Consider the following 25437-nt stretch of genomic DNA (forward strand, 5'->3'; position numbering starts at 1 on the left):
AACCGTCCAGGACCGCCCCGACGGACCCGAGTTGACCATCACCCTCAGTTGGCCCGGCGGCCTCCTGGACGAGGCGGCGGCGCTGGAGCTTGGCCAGCTGTGGACACGTGTGCTGAACTCGCTGGCCGCGCACACGACCAGCCCGTCAGCGGGCGGCCACACCCCCTCCGACTTCCCCCTCGTCCGCCTCACCCCGCACACCGTGGCGGACCTGGAGGCCCGTGTGCCCGGCCTGGCCGACATCTGGCCCCTGTCACCGCTGCACGAAGGCATGCTCTTCCACGCGGCCTTCGACGACGAAGGCCCGGACGTCTACCAGACGCAGCGACTGCTGGCCCTCGACGGCCCGCTCGACACGGCACGTCTGCGCGCCTCGTGGGAGGCGGTACTCGCCCGGCACCCGGCCTTACGGGCCGGCTTCCACGAGCAGGACTCCGGCGAGGCGGTCCAGGTCGTCGCGCGGAACGTGGAACTCCCGTGGCACGAGGCGGATCTCTCCGCCCTCCCGGAGACCGAAGCCCTGGCCGAGGCCGAACGACTGGCCCGGCGCGACCTCGCGCGGCGCTTCGACCTGACGAGGCCACCGCTCCTGCGCCTCCTGCTGGTCCGCCTGGGCGAGAACCGGCACCGGCTCGCCATCACCTGCCACCACATCCTCCTGGACGGCTGGTCGATGCCGATCGTCCTCAACGAGGTGTCCGCCGTCTACGCGGACGGCCGTGACGCCCCGACCCTGAAGCGGGCGGCTTCCTACCGGGACTACCTGGGGTGGCTCGGCCGTCAGGACAAGGAGGCCGCGCGCACCGCATGGCGGCAGGAACTGGCCGGCGCGGACGAACCGACGCTGGTCGCCCCCGCCGCCGCGGGCAACTCGCCGACGACTTCGGACGTGGTCTGGGAGGAGCTGCCCCTGGAGCGGACCGCGGAGCTCACCGAGTGGGCGCGCTCGCAGGGCCTGACCGTGAACACCGTGGTGCAGGGCGCGTGGGCGCTGGTGCTCGCCCGGCTGTCCGGCCGTACGGATGTCGTCTTCGGCGGCACGGTGGCGGGCCGCCCGCCCGAGCTGCCGGACGTCGAGTCGATGGTGGGCCTGTTCATCAACACACTCCCCGTGCGCGTACGTCTCGACGCCGACCAGCCCGTGGTGCGGATGCTCACCGACCTCCAGGAACGGCAGGCGGCACTGATCGCCCATCAACACCTCGGTCTGCCGGGCATCCAGCAACTCGCCGGTCCCGGCGCGACGTTCGACACGATGCTGATGTTCGAGAACTACCCGCGCGGATCCGTCGCGCTCTCCGGATCCGACCGGTCGGCCGACGACGACGCGACCATCACCATCACCCGACTCCACACCGTCGCGGGCACCCACTACCCGCTCGCCGTGGGCGTCGTCCCCACCGAGCGGCTCCGCGTGGTGGTGACCTACCGACCGGACCTCTTCGACCGGGAGCGGGCCGGCCTGATCGCCCGCCGCGTCGTATCGGTCCTGGAGGAGCTGCTGCGGAACCCATTCGCGCCCGTGGGCCGGGTGGGTGCGCTGGGCGCGGTGGAGCGGGCGGCCGTGCTGGCCAGGTCGAGCGCGGCGGCGAGCGGGGCCCCGAACGGTTCCGTACCGGAGCTGATCGCGGAGCGGGCGCGGGTGGTGCCCGACGCGATCGCGCTGACGGAGGACGACCGGTCGCTGTCGTACGGGGAGTTGTGGGCGGCGTCGGGGCGCGTGGCCTCGTACTTGGCGGGTCCTGCGGGGGTACGGCGTGGTGATCGGGTCGCGGTGGTCATGGACCGGTCGGTGGATCTGGTGCCGGTGCTGTTGGGAGTGTGGCGTGCGGGGGCGGCCTACGTCCCCGTGGACGCGGGGTCTCCGGTTGAGCGGGTGTCGCTGGTCCTGGAGGACTGTGCTCCGGCCGTGGTGCTGTGCTCGCAGGCGACGCGTGCGGTGGTGCCGGACGAGGCAGCTGCCGCACGGGTCGTGGTCGTGGACGAGCGTGCTGTCATACGCGAGTTGACCGCAGGCGGGCCCGCACCCACCGTGCACGTCGGTCCGGCCGACGTGGCATACGTGATGTACACGTCGGGGTCCACCGGCGTGCCGAAGGGCGTGGCGGTGCCGCACGGGAGTGCCGCCGCGCTGGTCGGCGAACGCGAGTGGCACGTGGGGCCCGATGACACGGTGCTCATGTACGCACCGCACGCCTTCGACGCCTCCATGTACGAGCTGTGGGTGCCGTTGGCCGCGGGCGGGCGCGTGCTGATCGCCGAGCCCGGCATCCTCGACGCCCAGCGCATGCAGGCGTACGTCGCCGACGGCGTTACGGCCGCCTTCGTCACCGCGGGCCTGTTCCGGGCCCTGGCCGAGGAGGCACCGGAGTGCTTCGCGGGCCTGCGCGAGGTGCTGAGCGGCGGTGACGTGGTGCCCGCCGCGTCGGTGGCCCGGGTGCGGGAGGCGTGCCCGCAGCTGGCGGTCCGCAACTGCTACGGGCCGACCGAGGTGACCATGTGCGTGACCTGGCACCGGGTGCGCCCCGATGAGCCGGTGGGCTCCGTACTGCCCATCGGGGGGCCCATGCCGGGCCGCCGTACGTATGTGCTGGACGCCTTCCTCCAGCCGGTGCCGCCCGGCGTGACCGGTGAGCTGTACGCGGGCGGAGAGGGACTGGCGCTGGGGTATTGGGGCCAGGCGGGTCTGTCGGCGGAGCGGTTCGTGGCCTGTCCGTTCGTGCCGGGGGAGCGGATGTACCGGACCGGTGACCTCGTGCGCTGGACGGACGACGGCACCCTGGTCTTTGTCGGCCGTGCGGACGCGCAGGTGAAGATCCGTGGGTTCCGGGTGGAGCCGGGCGAGGTGGAGACGGCCCTCGCCGCGCATCCGTCCGTGGCCCAGGCCGTGGTCACCGCACGGGCCGACCACACGGGAGAACTCCGGCTGACCGGATACGTCGTGCCCGAGGGCCCGGACGGTGTGGACGGCGACGACGTGCGCGCGTACGTCGCCTCACGGCTGCCCGACTACCTGGTCCCCACCGCCGTCCTCACGCTCGACGCCTTCCCCGTGACGAGGAACGGGAAGCTCGACCGCGCGGCCCTGCCCACACCCCATGCCGCCGAGAAGACCGGCGGACGGCTGCCGCAGACCGAGACGGAGGCCATCCTGTGCCGGCTCATCGCCGAGTTGCTGGGGCTGGAGCGGGTCGGGGGCGACGACAGCTTCTTCGAGCTGGGCGGCGACTCGATCACGTCGATGCAGTTGGTGGCACGCGCCCGGCGCGCGGGCCTGGTGCTGAAGGTGCAGGACGTGTTCGCCCAGGCGACCCCGGCGGGTCTCGCGGAGCTGGCGGAGGCGGCGAGCGACGACGCCGTCCCGGTCGAAGCCGACGACGGTGTGGGTGTGGTGCCGTGGACGCCGGTGATGCGGGCGCTGGGGGAGCACGCCGCTACTCCGGAGTTCGCGCAGTGGGCCGTGGTCGGGGCACCGCCCGGGCTGGGGCTGGGGGCGCTGGCGGCCGCTCTGGGGGCAGTGCTGCAGACGCATGCGGTGCTGCGGGCGCGGGTGGGCGAGCACCTCACCCTGGTGGTCGGCGAGTCGGCCGCGGTCGCGACGGACGCGCTCGTCACCCGCGTGGACGCGGCGGCCGGCGATCCGGACGAGGTCGCTGGCCGTGCGGCGCGTGCGGCGGTGCGGCGGCTGGATCCCGCGGCCGGGGTGATGGTGCAGGCCGTGTGGGTGGACGCCGGACCGGACCTGATGGGCCGGTTGGTGCTGATAGTGCATCACCTGGTGGTGGACGGGGTGTCCTGGCGGATCCTGCTGCCGGATCTCCGGTCCGCCTGGGAAGCGGTCACCGTCGGCCGCGCACCCGAACTCGACCCGGTGGCGACCTCGTTCCGGGGCTGGTCCGGGCTGTTGACGGAACGGGCCGCCGACCCGGCACTGACCGGTGCGCCGGACGCCTGGGCCGAGCTGGTGCACGTGCCCGACATCTGCTTGGGCGAGCGGGAGCTGGACCCGGCGCTCGACACCGCCGCCACCATGACGCAGCGGTCCTGGACCCTCCCGGCACGGGAAGCCGCCCAGCTGGTGAACACGGCGCCCGCGCTGTTCCGCTGCGGTGTGCGCGAGGTGCTGCTCGCCGCGCTGGCCGGTGCGGTGGCGCACTGGCGTCCGCAGGTCGCGAGCGGCGTGCTGGTCGACGTGGAGGGACACGGGCGCGAACCCCTTGCCGGTACGGATCTGTCGCGCACGGTCGGCTGGTTCACCAGCACCCACCCGGTGCGGCTGGACGTCACCGGCGTAGACCTGCAAGACGCTCTGAACGGTGGTCCGGCGGCCGGTGCCCTGCTGAAGGCCGTCAAGGAACAGGTGCGCTCGGTACCCGGCGGCGACGGTCTGGGCTACGGCCTCCTGCGGTACCTCAACCCGCGGACGAGCACCGTTCTGTCCGAACGGCCCGCCGCGCAGATCGGCTTCAACTACCTGGGCCGCTTCACGACGGGTGGTCGGCAGCAGTCCACCGCCGACGAGCCCTGGCAGCTGACCGGGCAGACCGCGATCGGCGGCTCGGCCGGTCCCGACATGCCCGCCCTGCACGCCCTGGAGGCCGCCGCGACCGTCCAGGACACCCCGGACGGCCCGGTCCTGACCGTCACGCTCGGCTGGCCGACAGCCCTTCTGGACGAGACGGCGGCGGAGGGCCTCGGCCGGATCTGGCGGGACACCCTCATCGGGCTCGCGACCCACGTCGGCGACCCGGCGGCCGGCGGGCACACCCCGTCCGACTTCCCCCTCGTCCGCCTCACACCGCACACCGTGGCGCAACTGGAAACCCGGGTGCCCGGCCTGGTGGACGTCTGGCCGCTGTCGCCGCTCCAGCAGGGGCTGCTGTTCCATGCCGCATACGACGACCAGGGCCCCGACCTCTACGAGGGTCAGCGGATCCTGGCTCTGGACGGTCCCCTGGACGTGGAGCGGCTGCGGACCTCCTGGCGGTCCCTGCTGCACCGGCACCCGATCCTGCGGGCGAGCTTCCACCGGCAGGACTCCGGCGAGGCGGTCCAGGTCGTCGCCCGGGATGTCGAACTCCCTTGGCACGAGGCCGACTTGACGGGGCTGACCGAGGCCGAGGCGCAGGCCGGGCTCGACCGGCTGGTGCGGGACGAGCGGTCGCGCCGCCTCGATGTGACCCGGGCCCCGCTGCTGCGGCTGACCCTCGTCCGGCTGGGCGAGCACCGCCACCTCCAGATCGTCACCAGCCACCACATCGTCACGGACGGCTGGTCCCTGCCGGTGCTCATCGGCGAGGTGTCCGCGATCTACGAGGCGGGCGGCGACGTACGGACCCTGCCCCCGGCGACCTCCTACCGCGACTATCTGGCCTGGCTCGGCACGCAGGACAAGGACGCGGCGCGGGATGCCTGGCGGGCCGAGTTCGCGGGGGCGGACGAGCCGACGCTCGTGGCACCCGGGGAGCAGGGCCGGGTGCCCACGGTTCCGGCGCGGGTCGCCTTCGAGTTCACGGCGGAACTCACCACCGCCGTGGCCGAGTTGGCGCGCGATCACGGGCTGACCGTGAACACGGTGGTGCAGGGTGCCTGGGCGCTGCTCCTCGCCCGGCTCGCCGGACGGACCGACGTGGTGTTCGGCGCGACGGTCGCGGGGCGGCCGGCGGAGCTGCCGCGCGTGGAGTCCATGGTCGGTCTGTTCATCAACACGCTGCCGGTGCGCGTACGGATCGACGGTGACCGGCCGGTCGCCGAACTCCTCCACGACCTCCAGCGGCGGCAGGTCGCGCTGATGGCGCACCAGCACATCGGGATGCCCGAGATCAGGCAGCTCGCCGGTCCGGGCGCAGTCTTCGACGCTCTCTTCGTGTACGAGAACTACCCGCGCCCCCGTCTCGCCGAGCCCTCGCCCGACACCCTCACCATCCGACCCGGGGGCAAGCCGGAGGACACCGGCCACTACCCGGTCACGCTCATCGCGGTGCCGGGGGACCGGCTGCACGGTGAACTCATCTACCGGCCCGAGGTGTTCGGGGCCGAGTGGGCGGAGCAGGTCACGGCTGCGCTCGGGCACGTCCTCGAACAGCTGACGGCGGATCCGGACGCCCCCGTCGGGCGCGTCGATGCGTTGAGCCCGGACCGGCGCGAGCTGGTGGTGGACACATGGAGCGGCACGCAAGCGCCGGTCGAGGCCGCGCCGCTGCCGGAACTGTTCCGACGTCAGGTACGACGGTCGCCGGACGCGGTGGCGCTGGTGTCCCGCGGTTCCGCGGCGGCCCTCTCATCGGCGACGGTCCCCTCATCCGCGACGGTCCCCTCATCCGCGGTGGCCCTCTCAGTCGCGGCGGACGCCCCGGACATTCCGGGCGCCGCGGACCGCCCCGGCCCGGGCGAGCGCACACTGACGTACGCCGAGTTGGAGACGGCAGCCGGGCGCCTGGCCCGCTACCTCACCGATGCGGGGGTGGGCCCGGAGGTCCGCGTCGCCGTGCTGGTGCCCCGCTCGGAGGCGATGATCGTGTCCGTGCTCGCCGTGTCCATGGCGGGCGGTGTCTTCGTCCCCGTGGACGCCGGTCACCCGGCGGACCGGGTGGCGTTCCTGCTGCGTGACTCCGACCCGGCGGTCGTGGTGTGCACCCGGCAGAACAGGGGCACGGTGCCCGACGGGTTCCGGGGACGGATCGTGGTCCTGGACGACCCGGACGTCACCGCATCCGTGGCCCGCCGCAAGGGCGGCCCTCTCGGCGAGGAGGAGCGGCGCGCGGCCCTGCGCCCGGAAAACGCCGCGTACGTCATCTACACCTCCGGATCGACCGGCACCCCGAAGGGCGTCGTCGTCACCCACACCGGACTCGCCCACCTCGCACGGGCGCAGATCGAACGGTTCGCCGTACAACCCGACGCACGGGTCCTGCAGTTCGCCTCGCTGAGCTTCGACGCGGCCGTCTCCGAACTGTGCATGGCCCTGCTGTCCGGCGCCTCGCTCGTGGTGCCGGACCAGGACGGGCTGCCGCCGCGGGTGACGCTCGCCGAGGCCGTGCGGGAGTGGGGCGCCACCCACGTCACCGTGCCGCCCAGCGTGCTCGGCACCGAGGAGCGTCTGCCCGCCTCCCTCAGGACGCTGGTGGTGGCCGGCGAGGCCTGCCCGCCGGCACTGGTGGACCGCTGGGCCGGTGACCGGCGGATGGTGAACGCGTACGGGCCCACCGAGGTGACCGTGTGCGCGGCGATGAGCCAACCGCTCATCCCCGGCGACGTCGACACCGTCCCCATCGGCGGCCCTCCGCCGAACGTACTCGTCTACGTCCTGGACGCCTTCCTCCACCCGCTGCCCCCGGGAGCGGTCGGCGAACTGTACGTCGCCGGCCCGGGGTTGGCCCGGGGCTACGGCGGGCGGCCCGGACCGACCGCCGAACGCTTCGTCGCCTGCCCCTTCACGCCAGGCGCCCGCATGTACCGCACCGGAGACCTCGCCCGCTGGACCGACACCGGCGAACTCGTCTTCGCGGGCCGCGCGGACGGCCAGGTCAAGGTGCGCGGCCACCGCATCGAACCCGCGGAGGTGGAGGCCGCCCTCACCGCGCACCCCGCGGTCGCACAGGCCGTGGTGATGGCCCGCGAGGACCGTCCGGGCGAGCAACGGCTCGTCGCCTACGTCGTCACACGGGCGCGGGCGGCCGGGCCCGAGCCCGGTGCGACCGGGCAGAACGTGTCGTGGTCCGACGAACTCGCCTCCGAGGTAAGGGACTTCGCCGCCACGCGGCTCCCGGACTACATGCTGCCGACCGCCTACGTCCCGCTGGCCGACCTCCCCCGCACCCCGAACGGCAAGCTCGACCGCCCCGCCCTGCCCGCCCCGGACTTCGCCGGAAGGGCACGCGGACGCGAGCCGCGTACACCCGCCGAGACCATCCTGTGCGAGGTGTTCGCCGATGTCCTCGGCCTGGAGCGGGTCGGCGCCGACGACAGCTTCTTCGAGCTGGGAGGCGACTCCATCTCCTCGATGCAGCTGTCCTCCCGGGCCCGGCAGGCCGGACTGGTCGTGACACCACGGCAGGTCTTCGAGGAGAAGACCCCCGAACGCCTCGCCGTCGTCGCGGGCACGACCCCCGCGGCCGGCCGGGCAGGTCCCGACCCCGACGACGTCGCGGTCGGCGAGGTGCCCTGGACCCCGGTCATGCGGGAACTCGGCGAGCACGCCCTCAGCCCCGGATTCGCCCAGTGGGTGGTCCTCGGCGCCCCGGCGGACCTCACCCGCGAGGTCCTGGCGGCCGGGATCGGCGCCCTGCTGACCACGCACCACATGCTGCGTGCCCGGGTGACCGAGGACGGCCGACTCATGGTCGCCGAGGCGGCGTCGGAGTCGGAGGCGGGGGCAGAGACCGGGACCGAGGTCGGGGCCGGCACCGAGACCGGCGCTGAGACCGGCGCTGGGACCGGCGCTGGGACCGGCACTGGGACCGGCACCGAGGCCGACGCCATGGACGCGGATCGACTCGTCCTCCGTATCGACGCCCGCGACGCGACCCCGCACGGCCGCGACACTCTCGCGGACCGCGACCCAAGCGCGGACCTCGAAACCACGGCGGACCTCGACACGATCGCCGTCCGTGCGGCACGCGAGGCCGTATCGCGGCTCGACCCCGCCACCGGCACCATGCTCCAGGCCGTCTGGGTGGACGCCGGGCCCGGGCGCGGCGGACGCGTCGTCCTCGCCGCCCATCACCTCGCCGTAGACGGGGTGTCCTGGCGGGTGCTCGTCCCCGACCTCGCCCAGGCGTGCAGGGACGCCGCGGCCGGACGGGAAGCCCGGCTCGAACCGGCGGTCACCTCGTTCCGGCGTTGGGCGACCCTGCTGGCCGAACAGGCCCGCACGCCCGACAGGACCGCCGAACTGCCGCAGTGGACCCGGCTGCTCGACGTCGCCGAACCCCTCCTCGGCGAGCGCGCCCCGGACCCGGCGGTCGACACGGCGGCGACCGTGCGCCACGCCTCCTGGACGGTGCCCGCGCCGCAGGCGGCCACCCTGACCGCCGCCACACCGGCCCTGTTCCACTGCGGTGTGCACGAGGTGCTGCTCGCCGGTCTCGCGGCGGCCGTGGCGCAGGCCCGGGCAGACGGTGACCGTGTCCTGCTGGTCGACGTGGAGGGCCACGGCCGGGAAACGGTCGACGGCGTGGACCTGTCCCGCACGGTGGGCTGGTTCACCCGCACGCACCCGGTGCGCCTCGACCTGAGCGGCATCGACCTGGAGGACGCCCGCGCCGGGGGCCCGTCGAGCGGGTCCCTGCTGAAGGCGGTGAAGGAGCAGACACGGGAGGTGCCCGGCGACGGGCTCGGCCACGGACTGCTGCGGCACCTCAACCCGGAGACCGCCCCGTCCCTGGCCGCACTGCCGACGCCCCAGATCGGCTTCAACTACCTGGGCCGCTTCACCGCGGGAGCCCGTCAAGGGGCGCCCGGTGACTGGCAGTTGACGGGGGAGATCGGCGGCGGCGCCGACCCTGACATGCCGTCCACGCACGCGCTGGAGGCCGGCGCCATCGTGGTGGACACTGCTGACGGACCCGAGCTCACCCTGTCCCTCGGATGGCCCCGCGGCGTGCTCGACGACGCCGCCGCCCGACGCCTCGGGCAGGCCTGGCTGGACATGCTCCGCGCGCTCGCCGCCCACACCGACGGCCCCGCCGCCGGTGGGCACACCCCTTCCGACTTCCCCCTGCTCGACCTGGCACAGAGCCAGATCGAGGAACTCGAAGCCGGGTTCGCCGACGACCAGGCATAGGCCCTGTCCAGGACCTGCCCGACCACGCCCCGCCGAGGAGAGAAGCGATGACCCGATCGTCAGTCGAGGACGTGTGGCCGCTGTCGCCGCTGCAGGAAGGGCTGCTCTTCCACGCCGCCTTCGACGACCAGGGACCCGACGTCTACACCGTGCAGTCGGCGCTCGCCGTCGACGGCCCGATCGACGAGGCACGTCTGCGCGCGTCATGGGCGGCGCTGCTGGACCGGCACGCCGCGCTGCGGGCCTGCTTCCGGCAGGTCAGCGGAGCACGGATGGTGCAGGTCATCGCGCGGAACGTGACCCTGCCATGGCGCACCGAGGACGTGTCACACCTGCCCGAGGCGCAGGCCCGCGCCGCCGCCGAACGCCTCGCCGAGCGTGACCGCGCCGAGCGCTTCGACCTGGCGACCGCGCCGCTGCTGCGGGTCCTGCTCGTCCGGCTCGCCGAGCACCGCCACCGCCTGGTGATCACCAGCCACCACATCCTCATGGACGGCTGGTCCGCACCCGTACTGATCGGCGAACTCGCCGCCCTGTACGCCCAGGACGGCGACACCTCGACGCTGCCCCGCACGACGTCGTACCGGGACTACCTGCTGTGGCTCGGCAAGCAGGACAAGGAGGCCGCCCGCACCGCATGGCGGGAGGAGCTGGCCGGGGCCGACGAGCCGACCCTGGTCGCACCGGTCGCCCCCGACCGCCGGCCCGTCTTCCCCGACCACGTCGACCGCGAACTGCCGGACGACGTCGCCCGCGCCCTGACCGAGCTGGCCCGCACCCGCGAACTCACCGTGAACACCGTGGTGCAGGGCGCCTGGGCACTGGTCCTCGCCCGTCTGGCCGGGCGCACGGACGTGGTGTTCGGCGCGACCGCGGCCGGGCGTCCCGCGGACCTGCCCGGCGTGGAGACGATGGTGGGGCTGCTCATCAACACCCTGCCGGTGCGGGTCCGACTGGACGGCGACCGGCCGGCCGACGACCTGCTGCGGGACCTCCAGCAGCGGCAGTCCGCGCTGATGGGCCACCAGCACCTCGGCCTGCTGGAGGTCCAGCAACTCGCCGGTCCGGGCGCGGTGTTCGACACCCTCGTGATCTACGAGAACTTCCCCCGGCAGCCCACCGGACGGCAGGGCCGAGCCGCCGCGCCCGACACCCCGGTCATCCGGCCCGAGGGGTTCGCCCGAGAGGCGGCTCACTACCCGCTGACCCTGGTGGTCGCCCCCGGTGAACGCACCCGGTTCCGGCTCGAATACCGGCCCGACCTGTTCGAGAAGTCCGCCGCCGAAGCCGTCCTCACCTCCCTGGTCGGCATCCTGGAGCAGCTGACGGCCGACCCTTCCGTGCCGACGGGCCGCATCCGGGTCACCGAACCGGCGCTCCCGGAGCAGGGTGCCGCGCCCGGCGTGGCGCCGGTCCGCACGGTGCCCGGGCTGATCGCCGGACGGGTCGCCGTCGCCCCGCACGCCGTGGCGCTCGTAACGGACGAACAGGCCCTGACGTACGGCGAGTTGTGGACGTCCGCCGGGCGGCTCGCGGCGTATCTCGCGGACGCGGGAGTGGTGCGCGGCGACCGCGTCGCGGTGGTGCTCGAACGGTCGGCGGACGTGGTCGTGGCACTGCTGGCCCTGTGGCGGGCCGGTGCCGTACAGGTGCCGGTGGACGCCGGTCATCCGGTGGAGCGGGTGGCGGCGGTCCTCGCGGACTGTGCGGCCTCCGCGGTGCTGTGCAGCGGAGCGACGCGCGCCGTGGTGCCGGAGGGCGCGCCGGGCGTCGTGGTCCTCGACGACCCCGCGGTACAGGCCGGCCTGCTCGCGCACCGGGCCGGCCCGGACGCCTTCCCCGTCGCCGCGCACGAGGTGGCGTACGTGATGTACACCTCCGGCTCGACCGGGGAGCCCAAGGGCGTCGCCGTCCCGCACGGGAGCGTCGCCGCGCTGGTCGGCGAGCCCGGCTGGCGGCTCGGGCCGGACGACACGGTGCTGCTGCACGCCCCGCACGCCTTCGACGCCTTCCTGTTCGAGGCGTGGGTGCCGCTGACCGTGGGCGCCCGCGTGGTCGTCGCGGGACCGGGCGTGGTCGACGCGCAGGAGGTGCGCCGGTACGTGGCCGAAGGCGTCACCACGCTGCATCTCACGGCCGGCACCTTCCGGGTGCTCGCCGGTGAGACCCCCGAGTGCTTCACCGGGCTGCGCGAGGTCCTGACCGGCGGGGACGTGGTGCCCGTCGACGCGGTGGCACGGGTGCGGGCCGGCTGCCCGGAGGTGGCCGTACGGCATATGTACGGGCCCACGGAGACCACCCTGTGCTTCACCTGGCACACCCTGCGGCCCGGGGACGAGAACCTGGCCGTGCTGCCGGTGGGCCGTCCGCTGCCCGGCCGGCTGGCCCTTGTGCTCGACGCCTTCCTCCAGCCGGTGCCGCCCGGGGCGACCGGCGAGCTGTACCTGGCGGGCGCGTCCCTGGCCCGCGGCTACTGGAACGCACCCGGGCCGACCGCGGAGCGCTTCGTGGCGTGTCCCTTCCTGCCCGGCGAACGGATGTACCGCACGGGGGACCTGGCCCGCTGGACGGACGACGGCGAGCTGGAGTTCGTCGGCCGCGCGGACGCGCAGGTGAAGATCCGCGGGTTCCGTGTGGAACTGGGCGAGGTCGAGGCCGCCCTGACCGCACACCCGGCCGTCGCGCAGGCCGTCGCCGTCGCCCGCGACGACGGTCCCGGCGGGCGGCGCCTCGTCGGCTACGTCGTCCCCGCCGCCGCGGAGACGGTGGACCCGGAACGGATACGGGAGTACGTCGCCCGGCGCCTGCCCGACTACATGGTCCCGGCCGCCGTCCTCGCCCTGGGCGCGCTGCCGGTGACCCGCAACGGCAAGGTCGACCGCAGGGCGCTGCCCGCCCCGGACTTCGCCGCCCGCGTCACCGGACGCGGGCCGCGCACGGGAGCCGAGGAGAAGCTCTGCCGCCTCTTCGCCGAGGTGCTCGACCTGGAACGGGTGGGCTCCGACGACAACTTCTTCGAGCTGGGCGGGGACTCCGGCCTGGCCATGCGGCTCGCCGGGCGGATCCGTGAGGAGTTCGACGCCGAACTGCCCATCCGGCAGTTCTTCGGCTCGCCCACCCCCGCCGGGGTCGCCCGCCTCCTCGCCACCCGCGCCCGCCCCGTCCTCGGCGCCGCGGCACCCGACGCGGACGGCACCCAAGTCCCGGTCACCGCAGGCCAGTTGCAGACCTGGCTCACCGCCAGGCTCGACGACCTGGCGGGCCTGGACCGCATCCCGGTCGCCCTGCGGCTCACCGGCGAACTCGACAAACAGGCACTCCGCTCGGCCCTGACCGACCTCGCGACCCGCCACACCGTCCTGCGCACGATCTTCCCCGGCACTCGGAGCGGAGACCTGCACCAACACATCCTGACCCCAGAGGAGACCCGGTCCCGGGCAACAGACCCCGACCCCGCCGAGCGCCCTCCGACCAGCGACGCCGACCTCGCCGAGGACGTTCCGAGCACGGGCCTTGCCCTTGCCGAGGGCGCTTCGAGTACCGGCCTTGCCCTTGCCGAGGACGTTCCGAGCACCGGCCCTGCCCTTGCCCAGGACGTTCCGAGTACCGGCCCTGGCCTCGCCAACGGCGCTTCGACCAGTGACCCCGACCTTGCCGAGGGCGCTCCGAGCGCCGACCTCGTGGTCGAGGAACCGGTCGACGAGGAGGCACTGGCCGGTGTCCTCGCCGAACATGCCCGACGCCCCTTCGACCTCGCCCGCCACACCCCCTGGACCCGGCACCTGCTCACCCTCTCGGACACCGACCATGTGCTGCTGCTGGTCGTGCACCGGATCGCCGCCGACGAGGCCTCCGTGGAGGTGCTGCTGCGCGACCTGGCCACCGCCTACGCCGCCCGGCGCGAGGGACGTGTGCCCGAACGGGCCCCGCTGCCCGCGCAGTTCGCCGACTACGCCCGCTGGGAGCGGGAACTGCTCCGCGGCGAGGAGGCCAGGGAGAGCCTCGCCGGCGACCAGCTCGACTACTGGAAGGGCACCCTCGCGGGCCTCGACGCCGAACTCGCGCTGCCCGCCGACCGTCCGCGCCCCCAGGTCGCCTCCCACCGGACCGGCGCCGTCCCGCTGCGCCTCGACGCCGACCTGCACGCCCGCCTCGCCGACCTGGCCGAATCCGCCGACGCGACGCCGTTCACCGTGGTGCACGGGGCGCTCGTGGCCCTGCTCGCCGGGCTCGGTGCCGGCGACGACATCACCGTCGGCACCCTGATCCCGCGCCGCGACGACCCGGCCCTCGAAGGCGTCGTGGGCCCCTTCGCCGGCCCCCTCGCCCTGCGCGCCGACGCCTCGGGCGACCCCACGTTCACGGACCTGCTGGCCCGGGCCCGGGAGACGTACCAGGAGGCGGCCGCACACCGCGACGTACCGTTCGAACGACTCGTGGACGTCCTCGGCCTGCCGCCCTCACTCGCCCGCCACCCGGTCTTCCAGGTCATGCTCGACGTCCGCGACGACATCGCCGACGCCTGGGACCCCTGGGAACTGCCCGGGCTGCGGACCACCCGTCTCGACATGGGCCCACGGCCCGCCGAGACCGACCTCTCGCTCGACCTCGCCGAGCGCTATCGGTCCGACGGCGACTTCGGCGGCATCGACGGCCAGGTCCGCTACGCCACCGACCTGTTCGACGAACCCACCGTCACGGCGTTCGCGCACCGGCTCGTCCGCGTCCTGGAACAGGCCGTCGCCGACCCGCGGCTGCGGCTGAGCGCTCTCGACGTCTTCCTGGACGAGGACGAGCGCCGACGTGCGGTGGACCTCGGCAACACCACGGCCGCGCCGCTCCCCGAGGCCACCGCGGTGGAGCTGTTCGCCGCACGGGCCTCGCGCACCCCGGGCGCCGTGGCCGTCCTCGACCAGCGGATCCCCGGAATGTACGAGGCGTCCATGACGTACGAGACGCTGGACGCCCTCTCCGACGAGGTGGCCGGGCGTCTGGTGGCGGCCGGTGCGGGACCCGAGCGCGTCGTCGTCGTGGCGATACCACCCACCCTCATGCTGGTGATCGCGCTGCTCGGGGTCCTGAAGGCGGGCGCCGCCTGCCGCTTCGCCGACCCGTCCCGGCCCTGGGAGGACGACGCCCCTGCCCGGCCCGCCGCCCTGCTGTGCGACGCCGCCGGACCCCTACCGTCCGACACAGACGTCCCCGTCATCCTCCTGGACGACCCGGTGACGGACGGGACGGATCAGGACGGGACGGACCAGGGCGTGGCTGACCAGGACGGGCCGGCTGTGGACGGGGCGACGGCGGACGGGCCGGCTGTGGACGGGTCGGCGGTGGACGGGTCGGCGGTGGACGCGGCGACGGTGGACGGATCGGCTGGGGACGGGGCGACTGCGGCTGTGCTCGACTCCCTTGCCGGGCAGGCGAGTCGGACCGGGTCCGATGGACACGCACGGCTGCCGCACCCCGACCACCCGGCCCTCGTGCTCGACAGCACGACACATCCCGGTGCCGCGGCGCTCGTCTCCCATCGCGCACTGGCCGGCCAACTGGCCGACCGCGCCCGCACCGCACACACCGAGGAGCCGCTACGGCTGGACAGCAGGGCCCCGGCCGCGGACCTCGTGGCCCCGCTGCTGGCGACGCTGTGCGCGGGAGGCCAGGTGACCCTGGGCACGGCACAGCCGACACCACTGGGTGCCGGACACGGGGCCGCGGAGACGGGCGGCCGGTGGCTGGAGTACGGCGACGGTACGGAAACCGCCGGTGAACAGCCTTCGGCGGGGCGGCAGATGGCCAACACCCGCGCGTACGTGCTGGACGACTTCCTGCGACCGGTGCCCCCGGGCGCCCCCGGCGACCTGTACCTGGCGGGCACCTCACTCGCCCGCGGCTACCTCGGCCGCCCCGGCACGACCGGCGAGCGGTTCGTCGCCTGCCCGTTCGGCCCGGCGGGTGAGCGCATGTTCCGCACCGGGCAGCGGGCGCGCCGGGACGCGACGGGCGGGCTCACCCTGCGGGCCGGCACCGACCCCGCCGCGCGACGCGGACGCGCGGGCCGTCGTACCGGCACCGCAGGCGGCGACCTCAACGTCCTGCTGCCACTGCGCCCCGAGGGCAGCCGCCCGCCGCTGTTCTGCGTCCATCCCGGCATGGGCCTGAGCTGGGGGTACGCCGCCCTTCTGCCGTATCTCCCCGGGGACGTGCCGGTGTACGGCATCCAGGCGCGCGGCCTGGCCCGGCCCGAGGCGCTGCCCGGCAGCATCGAGGAGATGGCCGCCGACTACGCGGACGAGATCCGTGCCGCGCAGCCCTCCGGCCCCTACCACCTGCTCGGCTGGTCCATCGGCGGCACCCTCGCCCAGGCCGTGGCCGCCCGCCTTGAGGAGCTGGGCGAACAGGTGGCGCTCCTCGCGCTCCTCGACGCCTACCCCAGCAGCTCGGCACAGTCCCGGATGCGCGGCGAGGAGGGCGGACCGGCGGACGGCTATGCCGTGCTGCGGCAGGACGAGGGCGGCATCGCCGACCTCTACCGCTCCACGGGGCTGAGCGAACAGTCCCTGGCCAACCTGGAGAAGGTGCTGCGGAACATGGCCGGCTTCACGCCCGACCACACCCCGCGGACCTTCGACGGCGACCTGCTGCTCTTCGTCGCCACCGAGGACCGGCCCGCCGAGCTGCCCGCGAAGGACGCGGTCACCGCCTGGCGGCCCCACATCGGCGGGCGGATCGAGTCCCACGAGATCGCCGTCAGCCACTACGACATGCTCCAGCCCGGGCCCCTGGCGCAGATCATGCGCATCGTCACCGAAAAACTCGTCACGGAATGATTCGTCACGGAAGAACTCCGGAAGGACTGAGGAAATGACCAACCCCTTCGACAACGAGAACGGCACATTCGTCGTCCTGGTGAACGACGAGGGCCAATACTCGCTCTGGCCGAATTTCGCGGAAATACCCGAGGGCTGGACCGTCGCGCACGGTGAGTCCACCCGCCAGGAATGCCTCGCCTTCATCGAGGAGAACTGGACGGACATGCGCCCCAAGAGCCTGGTCGAGGAAATGCGCTGAGCGCGGATGGACACCGAGTCCATCGCGGCCGTCGCCATCGGTGACGTCGCCGTCATCGTCGTCGCCTCGCGACTCCTCGGCGGTCTGGCCCGGCGCTTCGGCCAGCCCGAGGTCATCGGGCAGATCGTCGCCGGGATCGCGCTCGGGCCCACACTGCTCGGGCGGCTGCCCGGCGACTTGACGGGCCGTCTCTTCCCGGCGGAGGTGCTGCCGTTCCTCACGGTGCTCTCGCAGGTCGCCGTCGTGCTCTTCATGTTCGTCGTGGGGTACGAGATGGACCCGCGGCAGCTGCGCCGGGGCGGCAGGGCCTCGGCGACGGTGGCGCTGTGCGCGTTCCTGGTCCCGGCGGGCATCGGGGCCGGGCTGGCGGGAGGCTTCCCGGGAATCTTCGCCGCGGTCCGCCCGGACGGCGCGGCGGGTGCGGACGGCCGGCCGTTCTGGATGTTCATGGCGGTCGCCCTGTCCGTCACCGCGCTGCCCGTGCTCGCCGCCATCGTCCGTGAACGCGGACTGGCGGGCACCCCGGCGGGCAGTGTGGCCACCGCCGCGGCCGGGCTCATGGACGTGGTGGCCTGGCTGGTGCTGGCCGTCGCGCTGGTCGGCACCGGCCACGCGACCGGACCCGCCTGGCCGGTGACGCTGCTGCTGGGCGCGGTGTTCGTGGCGGCGCTGTTCCTCGTCGTACGCCCGCTGCTCGCACGGTGGCTGGAACGGTCCGGCGCGCTGCGGGCCAACCAGCGCACGGTCGCCCTGGCGCTCGCCCTCGGCAGCGGCTGGGCCACCGCGGAACTCGGCCTGCACGCCGTGTTCGGCGGCCTGCTCGCCGGCATCGCGATGCCCCGCAGGGACGGCGTGCCGGACGCCGACGTGCTCAGGCCCGTGGAGGAGAGCGCCGGACTGCTGCTGCCGCTGTTCTTCGTCACGACGGGCCTGTCCTTCGACATCGGGTCCGTCGACGGCGACGGCGCCGGAGTGCTCGTCCTCGTCCTCGCCGTGGCCGTCCTCGGCAAGCTCCTGCCCGCCTACGGTGCGGCCCGGATCAGCGGCATGGAACGGCAGGAGTCGGCGCTCGTCGCCGCCCTGGTGAACACCCGCGGCCTGACGGAACTCATCGTCCTCAATGTCGCGCTGGACGCCGGGATCATCGGCCGGGAACTCTTCACGATCCTCGTGCTGATGGCACTGGTGACCACGTTCCTGACGGGACCGCTGATATCGCTCGTCGAGAAATGGACACGCTTGACGGTCGGACGCCGTCATTACGAGACTCGCACAAGAACTCGCACAAGAAGTCGGAATTCCACGGCCGGGACGGGCGATTCCCCGGTGCGGGAGAACGCGAACAATCCTGAAGGGGGATGAACGTTGCCGGAATCCGAGGAATTCGACGTCGTGGTCGTCGGCGGAGGCCCCGCCGGATCGACCCTGGCCGCCCTGGTGGCCATGCAGGGACACCGGGTGCTCGTCCTGGAGAAGGAGTTCTTCCCCCGCCACCAGATCGGGGAGTCGCTGCTGCCGTCCACCGTGCACGGCGTGTTGCGGATGACCGGGGTCGCGGACGAGCTGGCGAAGGCGGGCTTCCCGCGCAAGCGCGGCGGCACCTTCCGCTGGGGCGCCAACCCGGAGCCGTGGACGTTCTCCTTCTCCGTCTCCCCGCGCATGTCCGGGCCGACGTCCTACGCCTACCAGGTGGAGCGCTCCCGCTTCGACGAGATCCTGCTGAACAACGCCCGCCGCGTGGGCGTCGACGTCCGTGAGGGCTGCGCCGTGGTCGACGTCGTCGCCGACGAAGAGCGGGTCCGCGGCGTGCGGTACACGGACGCCGACGGAGCCGAACGCCGGGCCCTCGCCTCGTTCGTCGTGGACGCCTCCGGCAACCGCAGCCGCGTGTACCAGCGGGTGGGCGGCACACGCGAGTACTCGGAGTTCTTCCGCAGCCTCGCCCTCTACGGCTACTTCGAGGGCGGCAAGCGGCTGGCCGAACCCAACTCCGGCAACATCCTGTCCGTCGCGTTCCCGAGCGGCTGGTTCTGGTACATCCCGCTCAGCGACACCCTGACCAGCGTCGGCGCGGTCGTACGGCGCGAGATGGCCGACAAGATCCAGGGCGACCGGCACAAGGCGCTCATGGCGCTGGTCGACGAATGCCCCCTGATCGGCGAGTACCTCGCGGACGCCCGGCGTGTGACGAGCGGACCGTACGGCGAACTGCGGGTCCGCAAGGACTACTCGTACCACCACACCACGTTCTCCCGGCCCGGCATGGTGCTGGTCGGCGACGCCGCCTGCTTCGTCGACCCGGTCTTCTCCTCCGGCGTCCACCTCGCGACGTACAGCGCGCTCCTCGCGGCCCGCTCCATCAACAGCGTCCTGGCCGGACTGGTCGACGAGCCCCGGGCGATGCGGGAGTTCGAGGCCCGCTACCGGCGTGAGTACGGCGTCTTCTACGAGTTCCTGCTCTCCTTCTACGAGATGCACCACGACGAGGACTCCTACTTCTGGCAGGCCAAGAAGGTCACCCGGACCGACCGGCCCGAGCTGCAGTCCTTCGTCGAACTGATCGGCGGGGTCTCCTCGGGGGACCAGGTCCTCACCGACGCCGACGTCGTCGCCAAGCGGCTCGCCGCGGGCTCCGCGGAGTTCGCCGACGCGGTCGGCACCCTCGCCGGCGACGCCGACGACAGCATGGTGCCGCTGATGAAGTCGTCCGTCGTGCGCGAGGTGATGCAGGAGGGCGGCCAGGTCCAGATGCGCGCCCTGCTCGGCGCCGACGCCGAACCGGAGGCGCCCCTGTTCAGCGGGGGCCTGGTGCCGTCCACGGACGGCATGTTCTGGCAGCCGACGGACCGGGCGGCACACACCGCCGACGGCGCGGGCGAGTGAGGGGATGCGCTGATGGCGCGGCCGACCGACCTCTCGATGCACAACCGGCGCGACCGCCTCGACCCGCTGCCCGAACTCACCCGGCTGAACGCCACGGCACCGCTGACCCGGACCCACCTCACGGACGACCCGTCGGCCGGCACCGGCTGGCTCGTCACCGGGCACGACGAGGTGCGTGCCGTCCTCGGCGACACCGAACGGTTCAGCACCCGACTGCCCGGTGACAGCGGGCGGCCCGCGCAGGTGGGCAACCTCGTGCAGTACGACCCGCCCGACCACACCCGGCTGCGGCAGCTGCTCGCACCCGAGTTCACCGTCCGGCGGATGCGCGGCCTGGAACCCGCCGTCGACCGGATCGTCGAGGACTGTCTGGACTCCCTGGAGAAGGCCGGGCGGCCCGCCGACTTCATGCGCCATGTCGCCTGGTCCGTGCCGGGCCTGGTGATGTGCGAGCTGTTCGGCGTGCCGCGCGACGACCGGGCCGAGCTGGCGCGGCTGCTCAAGGTGGGCCGCCCCGCGTTCCGGGGCCGCCGTACCCAGGTGACCGCGGGCGGCGCCTACCTGGCGTACATGGGCCGGCTCGTGGCCCGCAAACGCCGCGAACCCGGCGACGACCTTCTCGGCAGGGTGGTGCGCGAGCACGGCGCGGAGGTCAGCGACGAGGAACTCCTCGGACTCGGCGCGTTCGTCATGGGCTCGGGGGTCGAGAACGTGGCGGCGATGCTCGGCCTCGGCATCCTCGCCCTCCTGGAACACCCGGACCAGCTCCAACTGCTCAGAGCGCAGCCGGAGTTGACCGACCGTGCGGTGGAAGAACTCGTCCGCTACCTCTCGGTCATCCCGACCGCCACACCCCGCACCGCCCGCGAGGACCTGACCCTGGGCGGCCAGGTGATCAAGGCCGGTGACCGGGTGGCCTGCTCCCTGATCGCGGCCAACCGGGGCACACCGGAGGGCACCGCGGACGGCCTCGACATCACCCGGGACGCCACCTCCCATCTGGCGCTCGGCCACGGCATCCACTACTGCATCGGCGCCTCCCTGGTCCGGATGGAACTGCGCAGCGCCTATCCGGCGGTACTGCGCCGCTTCCCCGCACTGCGACTGGCCGTCCCCGCGCAGGAGATCCAGTTCCGGCCGGGAGCCCCGTACGGCGTGGAAACACTGCCCCTCACCTGGTAGGAGGAGCCATGTCCCAGGCAGTCACGCCCGGCGCGGACACACCGGCCGCGTCCCGGGCGGGCGACCGCGGCGCCGCCGAGCCCCAGCTCGTCTACGCCCGCCGCGACCGGTTCGCCCCGGCGGCCGCCCTGCGCGACCTCGCCGCCGACGGACCCGTCACCCTGGTCGAGGTCGGGCCGGGCACCGACGGGAAGTCGGTCTGGCTGGTCACCGGATACGCCGAGGTCCGTCAAGTCCTCGGCGACCATGTGCGCTTCTCCACCCGCCGCCGCTTCGGGTCGAGGAACGCGACCGGCCGGGACCCCGGCGTCCGGCCCGACCCGATGGTGGGCCAGCTCATGGACTACGACCCGCCCGAACACACCCGGCTGCGCCAGATCCTCACCCCGGAGTTCACCCTCCGCCGCATCCGCAGACTCCGGCCGCGCATCGACACCGTCGTCGGCGAACGCCTCGACGCCCTCGCGGCGGCCGGCCCGCCCGCCGACCTGGTGCCGGCGTTCGCGCTACCGGTACCTGGCGCCGTGCTCTGCGAACTCATCGGGGTGCCGCGCGACGACCGCGACGAGTTCCTGCGCCGCTGCCACGGCTTCCTCGCCGCAGGCCAGGGACGCGGACGGCGGGCCACGGTCGGTGAACTCCTCTCCCGCTACGTCGCCGCGATGGTGGCACGACAGCGCCGCGACCCGGACGACGGCTTCCTCGGCATGCTGGTGCGCGAGCACGGCGACGACGTCACCGACAAGGAACTGCGCGGCGTGTGCGTCCTGTTGGTGCTGGCGAGCCTCGACAACCTCTCCGGCATGCTCGGCCTCGGCACCCTGCTGCTCCTCGAACACCCCGACCAACTCGCGGCCGTCCGCGACGACCCCGGCGCGGTGGACCGCGCGGTCGACGAACTGCTCCGCCATCTCGCGGTGCCGCACGCCCCGACCCCCCGGATCGCCCGCACGGACGTCACCGTCGGCGGACAGCTCATCAAGGAGGGCGAGTACGTCCTGTGCTCCCTGCCGATGGCCAACCGGGACCCCGCCCTGCTGTCCGAGCCCGACCGCTTCGACATCACCCGGGAGCCCACCGCCCACGTCACCTTCGGGCACGGCATCCACCACTGCCTGGGCGCGCCCCTCGCCCGCATGCTGCTCGGCGTCGCCTACCCGGCGCTGTTCGGACGCTTCCCGGGGCTCAGGCTCGCCGAGCCCGCGGTCTCGGTCCCGTTCCGGGTGCACGCACTCGCCCACGGCGTGGACCGCCTGCCGGTCACCTGGTGAGAGGAGACGAGGGACATGAACGAGACGGAAACCCGGACGGCCCGGCCACGCGTCGAGGTCGACCGCAACCGGTGCGTGGCCTCCGGGCTGTGCCTGGCCCATCTCCCCGCCGTCTTCGACCAGTCGGACCGGGACGGCAGGGTCCTACTAGTCGACCCGGCACCCCGGGCCGGCCTGGTGCCGGCGGTGCGGGCCGCCGCGGACCGCTGCCCGTCCGGCGCGATCACCCTGCACGAGCCCGGCCGAACGGGCCACGACCTGGAGGAGGAGTGATGGAGCAAGCAGCCACCGGCACCGAGGACAAGACTCTGACAGCCGTACGGGACGTCGTGGCGCCCCTGTGGTGCGAGGCCCTGCAAGTACCCGAAGTGGCGGACGAGGACGACTTCTTCGCACTCGGCGGCCACTCGCTGGCGGCCCTGCACGTGATGACCACGGTCGAGCAGACGTACCAGGTGGAACTGGGCGGCGTCCGCGACATCTGGGAGAACCCGACCCTCGGTGAGTTCGTCGCGGCGGTCGCGGCGCTGATCACCGACCCCGCCGAGTAGGCCGTGGCCGTGCGTGCAGAAGGTGCGGAAGGCGCGGAAGACATGGCGGGCGAGAGCACCACGGCACTGCTGCCGGCGCTACGGGAAGGCCGGGCCCGCGTCGACGTGGCCGGGCAGCGCCTCGAAGGGGACGAACTGACGGGCGCCGTCGGTGCGCTGGCCCGGTCCGTGGCCGGCGCCCGCAGGGTGGCGATCGTGGCCCACCCCAGCGTCGCCACCGTCGTCGCCGTCGCCGGAGTCCTGACGGCCGGGGCCACCGCAGTCCCGCTGCACCCGGCGGCCGGCGCACACGAACGCGCGCACGTCCTGCGCGACGCCGAGGTCGACCTCGTCCTGGACGAACCCGACCTCACCGACCGCGCCGCACCGCCACCCGAACCACCCGCCGACGGCAGCCCCGCGCTCATCCTGTACACCTCCGGCTCCACCGGACCGCCCAAGGGCGTCGTCGTCCCGCGCCGCGCCATCGCCGCCAGCCTCGACGCCCTCGCCGACCTGTGGCAGTGGTCCCCGGACGACGTACTCGCCCACGCGCTGCCGCTGTCCCACGTCCACGGCCTCGTCTTCGGCAGTCTCGGCCCCCTGCGCATCGGCTCCCCGCTCGTGCACACCGGCCGCTACCTCACCCCGGTACCGCACGCCACGGTCTACTTCGGTGTGCCCGCACTGTGGGGGTCCCTGGGCGTCGCCGACCTGCGGGAACTGCGGCCGGCGCGGCTGCTGGTGTCCGGGGCGGACCGGCTGCGCCGCGCGGTCGCCGAGCGCGTCCTGCTCCACTCCGGCCACCGCATCCTCAACCGGTACGCCATGACGGAGACCCTCGCCATCGCCTCCCCGCGCGCGGCGGACCTGCGCGCCGAGCAGCAGGCCGGGTCGGTGGGGCGCCCGGTGCCGGGGATGCGGGTGCGGCTGTCCGGCGGGGAGGACGGGGACTGCGGGGACTACGGGGACGGCGCCGACGGTGCGGGCCCGGGCGGTGAGGTCCGGGTGCGCGGCACCGGGCTGTTCTCCGGCTATCTCGGGCGCGGGCCCGCGGTCGACGGCGATGGCTGGTTCGGCACCGGAGACCTCGGCGAGTGGCTGCCGGACGGATCGCTGAGGCTGCTCGGCCGCAAGGACACCGACCTGATCAAGAGCGGCGGCTACCGGATCGGCGCGGGCGAGGTCGAGGACGCCCTCCTCGCCCACCCCGCCGTCACGGAGGCGGCCGTGATCGGCGTGCCCGACGACCGGCTCGGGCAGCGCGTTGCCGCGTGGATCGTGGCGGACGACCCCGACCGCGCCGACCTCGTCTCCTTCCTCGCCGCCCACCTCGCCCCGTACAAGCTGCCGCAGGAGATCCATGTGGTGCCGGCCCTGCCGCGCACCGCTCTGGGCAAGGTCCACAAGAGCCTGCTCGCCGCGGAGACTCGATCTCGATAAGTCCCGGACCACACAAGGGAGTTGGCCGAACATGCCGCAGTCCTTCACCCCCCGGTCGTCGATGCCGCCGTCCACTCACCGTCCACTGGAGCTGCCGGTGCGCGAACCCAAGCCCCGCCGCCGCGGGCGGACGATGGTCATCGACGCCGGGGCACCGCTCCGCTGGTTCGAGGACGTCGTGGAGAGCGCCGGAGACTTCATCGACCTCGTCAAGTTCGGCTGGGGCACGGCGCTCGTCACCGCCGGCATCAAACACAAGACGGAGGTGCTGCGGCAGCACGGCATCTCCTACATGTTCGGCGGCACCCTCTTCGAGAAGTACGTGCTGCGCGGCCGGTTCGACGACTACCGCGGGCTGTGCCTGGAGCACGGCTGCGACCGTGTGGAGGTGTCCGACGGCACCATCGACCTCGCCCCGCGGGACAAGGCCCGGTACATCGGCCGGCTCGCCGCGGACTTCGAGGTGATCTCCGAGGTGGGGTTCAAGGATCCGCACCGCTCCGAACTGTTCGCGCCGAGCCAGTGGATCGCCGGGATACGGCGCGACCTGGACGCGGGGGCACGCTCGGTGATCCTGGAGGCGCGCGAGAGCGGCACCAGCGGCATCTGCCGGGCCGACGGGGAGCTCAGGTTCGGGCTCGTCGAGGACGTGCTCGACGCCGGGCTGCCCACCGAACTGCTCATCTTCGAGGCGCCCACGAAAAAACTCCAGACCTATTTCGTGAAACGGGTCGGCAGCGACGTAAATCTCGGCAACATCGCCCTGACCGACATCATCGCCGTCGAAACACTACGGCTCGGTCTGCGCGCCGACACACTGCTCGACGCCGAAGAGTCCGGGGAATTCGAGGTGCACCTGTGAGGAATTCCGCGGACGCGTTTCACATCGCCGTCCCGGCCCACGATCTGGACGACGCCGCACGCTTCTACAATCAGCTGCTCGGCTGTCCGATCGCCCGCCGCTATGCCGACCGGGTGACATTCGACTTCTTCGGCGACCAACTCGTCTGCCACCACTCACCGGACGAACCCGTCGCGGCCCGGCCGCGGCTGTATCCCCGGCACTTCGGGGTGACGTTCCGCTCGACCGCCGACTTCGACGCGCTGCTGCGCCTGGTCGAGGTGCGGAAGGTGCCGGTCTTCCAGGAGGTGCGGTCCCGGTTCGAGGGAACCGTCGAGGAGCACCGCACCCTGGTCCTGGTGGACCCGACCGGCAACCTCCTGGAGTTCAAGCACTACACCGACCCGCGGATGATGTACTGACCGCCGTCGA

The 25437-nt window shown here is 73.4% G+C and carries 11 protein-coding genes and 1 pseudogene; all 12 read left to right on the forward strand.

From position 1 onward, the window contains the following. Window positions 1-31 precede the first annotated feature (31 nt). Window positions 32-9784 (forward strand): annotated as a pseudogene (locus tag POF73_RS29170) (amino acid adenylation domain-containing protein); the annotation flags it as partial. A gap of 47 nt (window positions 9785-9831) precedes the next feature. Continuing rightward, window positions 9832-16614, forward strand: a complete 6783-nt coding sequence (locus POF73_RS29175; protein WP_272121383.1) for an amino acid adenylation domain-containing protein — start codon at window positions 9832-9834, stop codon at window positions 16612-16614. 34 nt (window positions 16615-16648) lie between these two features. Further along, a complete protein-coding gene (locus POF73_RS29180; protein WP_272121385.1) occupies window positions 16649-16855 on the forward strand; it encodes an MbtH family protein in 207 nt (68 codons plus the stop codon). A 6-nt stretch (window positions 16856-16861) separates the two neighbouring features. Further along, window positions 16862-18217, forward strand: a complete 1356-nt coding sequence (locus POF73_RS29185; protein ID WP_272121387.1) for a cation:proton antiporter — start codon at window positions 16862-16864, stop codon at window positions 18215-18217. A gap of 3 nt (window positions 18218-18220) precedes the next feature. Then, the gene (locus POF73_RS29190) at window positions 18221-19738 is read left to right on the forward strand and encodes a tryptophan 7-halogenase (protein ID WP_272121389.1); all 1518 of its coding nucleotides are present in this window, start codon (window positions 18221-18223) and stop codon (window positions 19736-19738) included. A 12-nt stretch (window positions 19739-19750) separates the two neighbouring features. Then, entirely contained in the window at window positions 19751-20920 is a 1170-nt protein-coding gene (locus tag POF73_RS29195; RefSeq protein WP_272121391.1) for a cytochrome P450, read from the forward strand. 8 nt (window positions 20921-20928) lie between these two features. Next, window positions 20929-22191 (forward strand): cytochrome P450, encoded by a 1263-nt coding sequence (locus POF73_RS29200; RefSeq protein WP_272121393.1) that lies wholly within the window; start codon window positions 20929-20931, stop codon window positions 22189-22191. A gap of 15 nt (window positions 22192-22206) precedes the next feature. After that, on the forward strand, window positions 22207-22464 hold the full coding sequence (locus POF73_RS29205; protein WP_272121395.1) for a ferredoxin: 258 nt from the start codon (window positions 22207-22209) through the stop codon (window positions 22462-22464). Beyond that, window positions 22464-22742, forward strand: coding sequence for a phosphopantetheine-binding protein (locus POF73_RS29210; protein ID WP_272121397.1), 279 nt, complete (start codon window positions 22464-22466; stop codon window positions 22740-22742). Before POF73_RS29205 ends, POF73_RS29210 begins: the two co-directional genes overlap by 1 nt. Window positions 22743-22784: 42 nt before the next feature. Then, window positions 22785-24164, forward strand: a complete 1380-nt coding sequence (locus POF73_RS29215; RefSeq protein ID WP_272121399.1) for an AMP-binding protein — start codon at window positions 22785-22787, stop codon at window positions 24162-24164. Between the two features lie 31 nt (window positions 24165-24195). Beyond that, complete coding sequence (locus POF73_RS29220; RefSeq protein ID WP_272121401.1) at window positions 24196-25026, forward strand: phosphosulfolactate synthase; 831 nt, start codon at window positions 24196-24198, stop codon at window positions 25024-25026. Beyond that, on the forward strand, window positions 25023-25427 hold the full coding sequence (locus POF73_RS29225; RefSeq protein ID WP_272121402.1) for a VOC family protein: 405 nt from the start codon (window positions 25023-25025) through the stop codon (window positions 25425-25427). The genes POF73_RS29220 and POF73_RS29225 overlap by 4 nt, the downstream gene beginning before the upstream one ends. The last annotated feature ends 10 nt before the right edge of the window (window positions 25428-25437 follow it).

This window comes from Streptomyces sp. HD, assembly GCF_028369295.1.
Classification (GTDB): domain Bacteria; phylum Actinomycetota; class Actinomycetes; order Streptomycetales; family Streptomycetaceae; genus Streptomyces.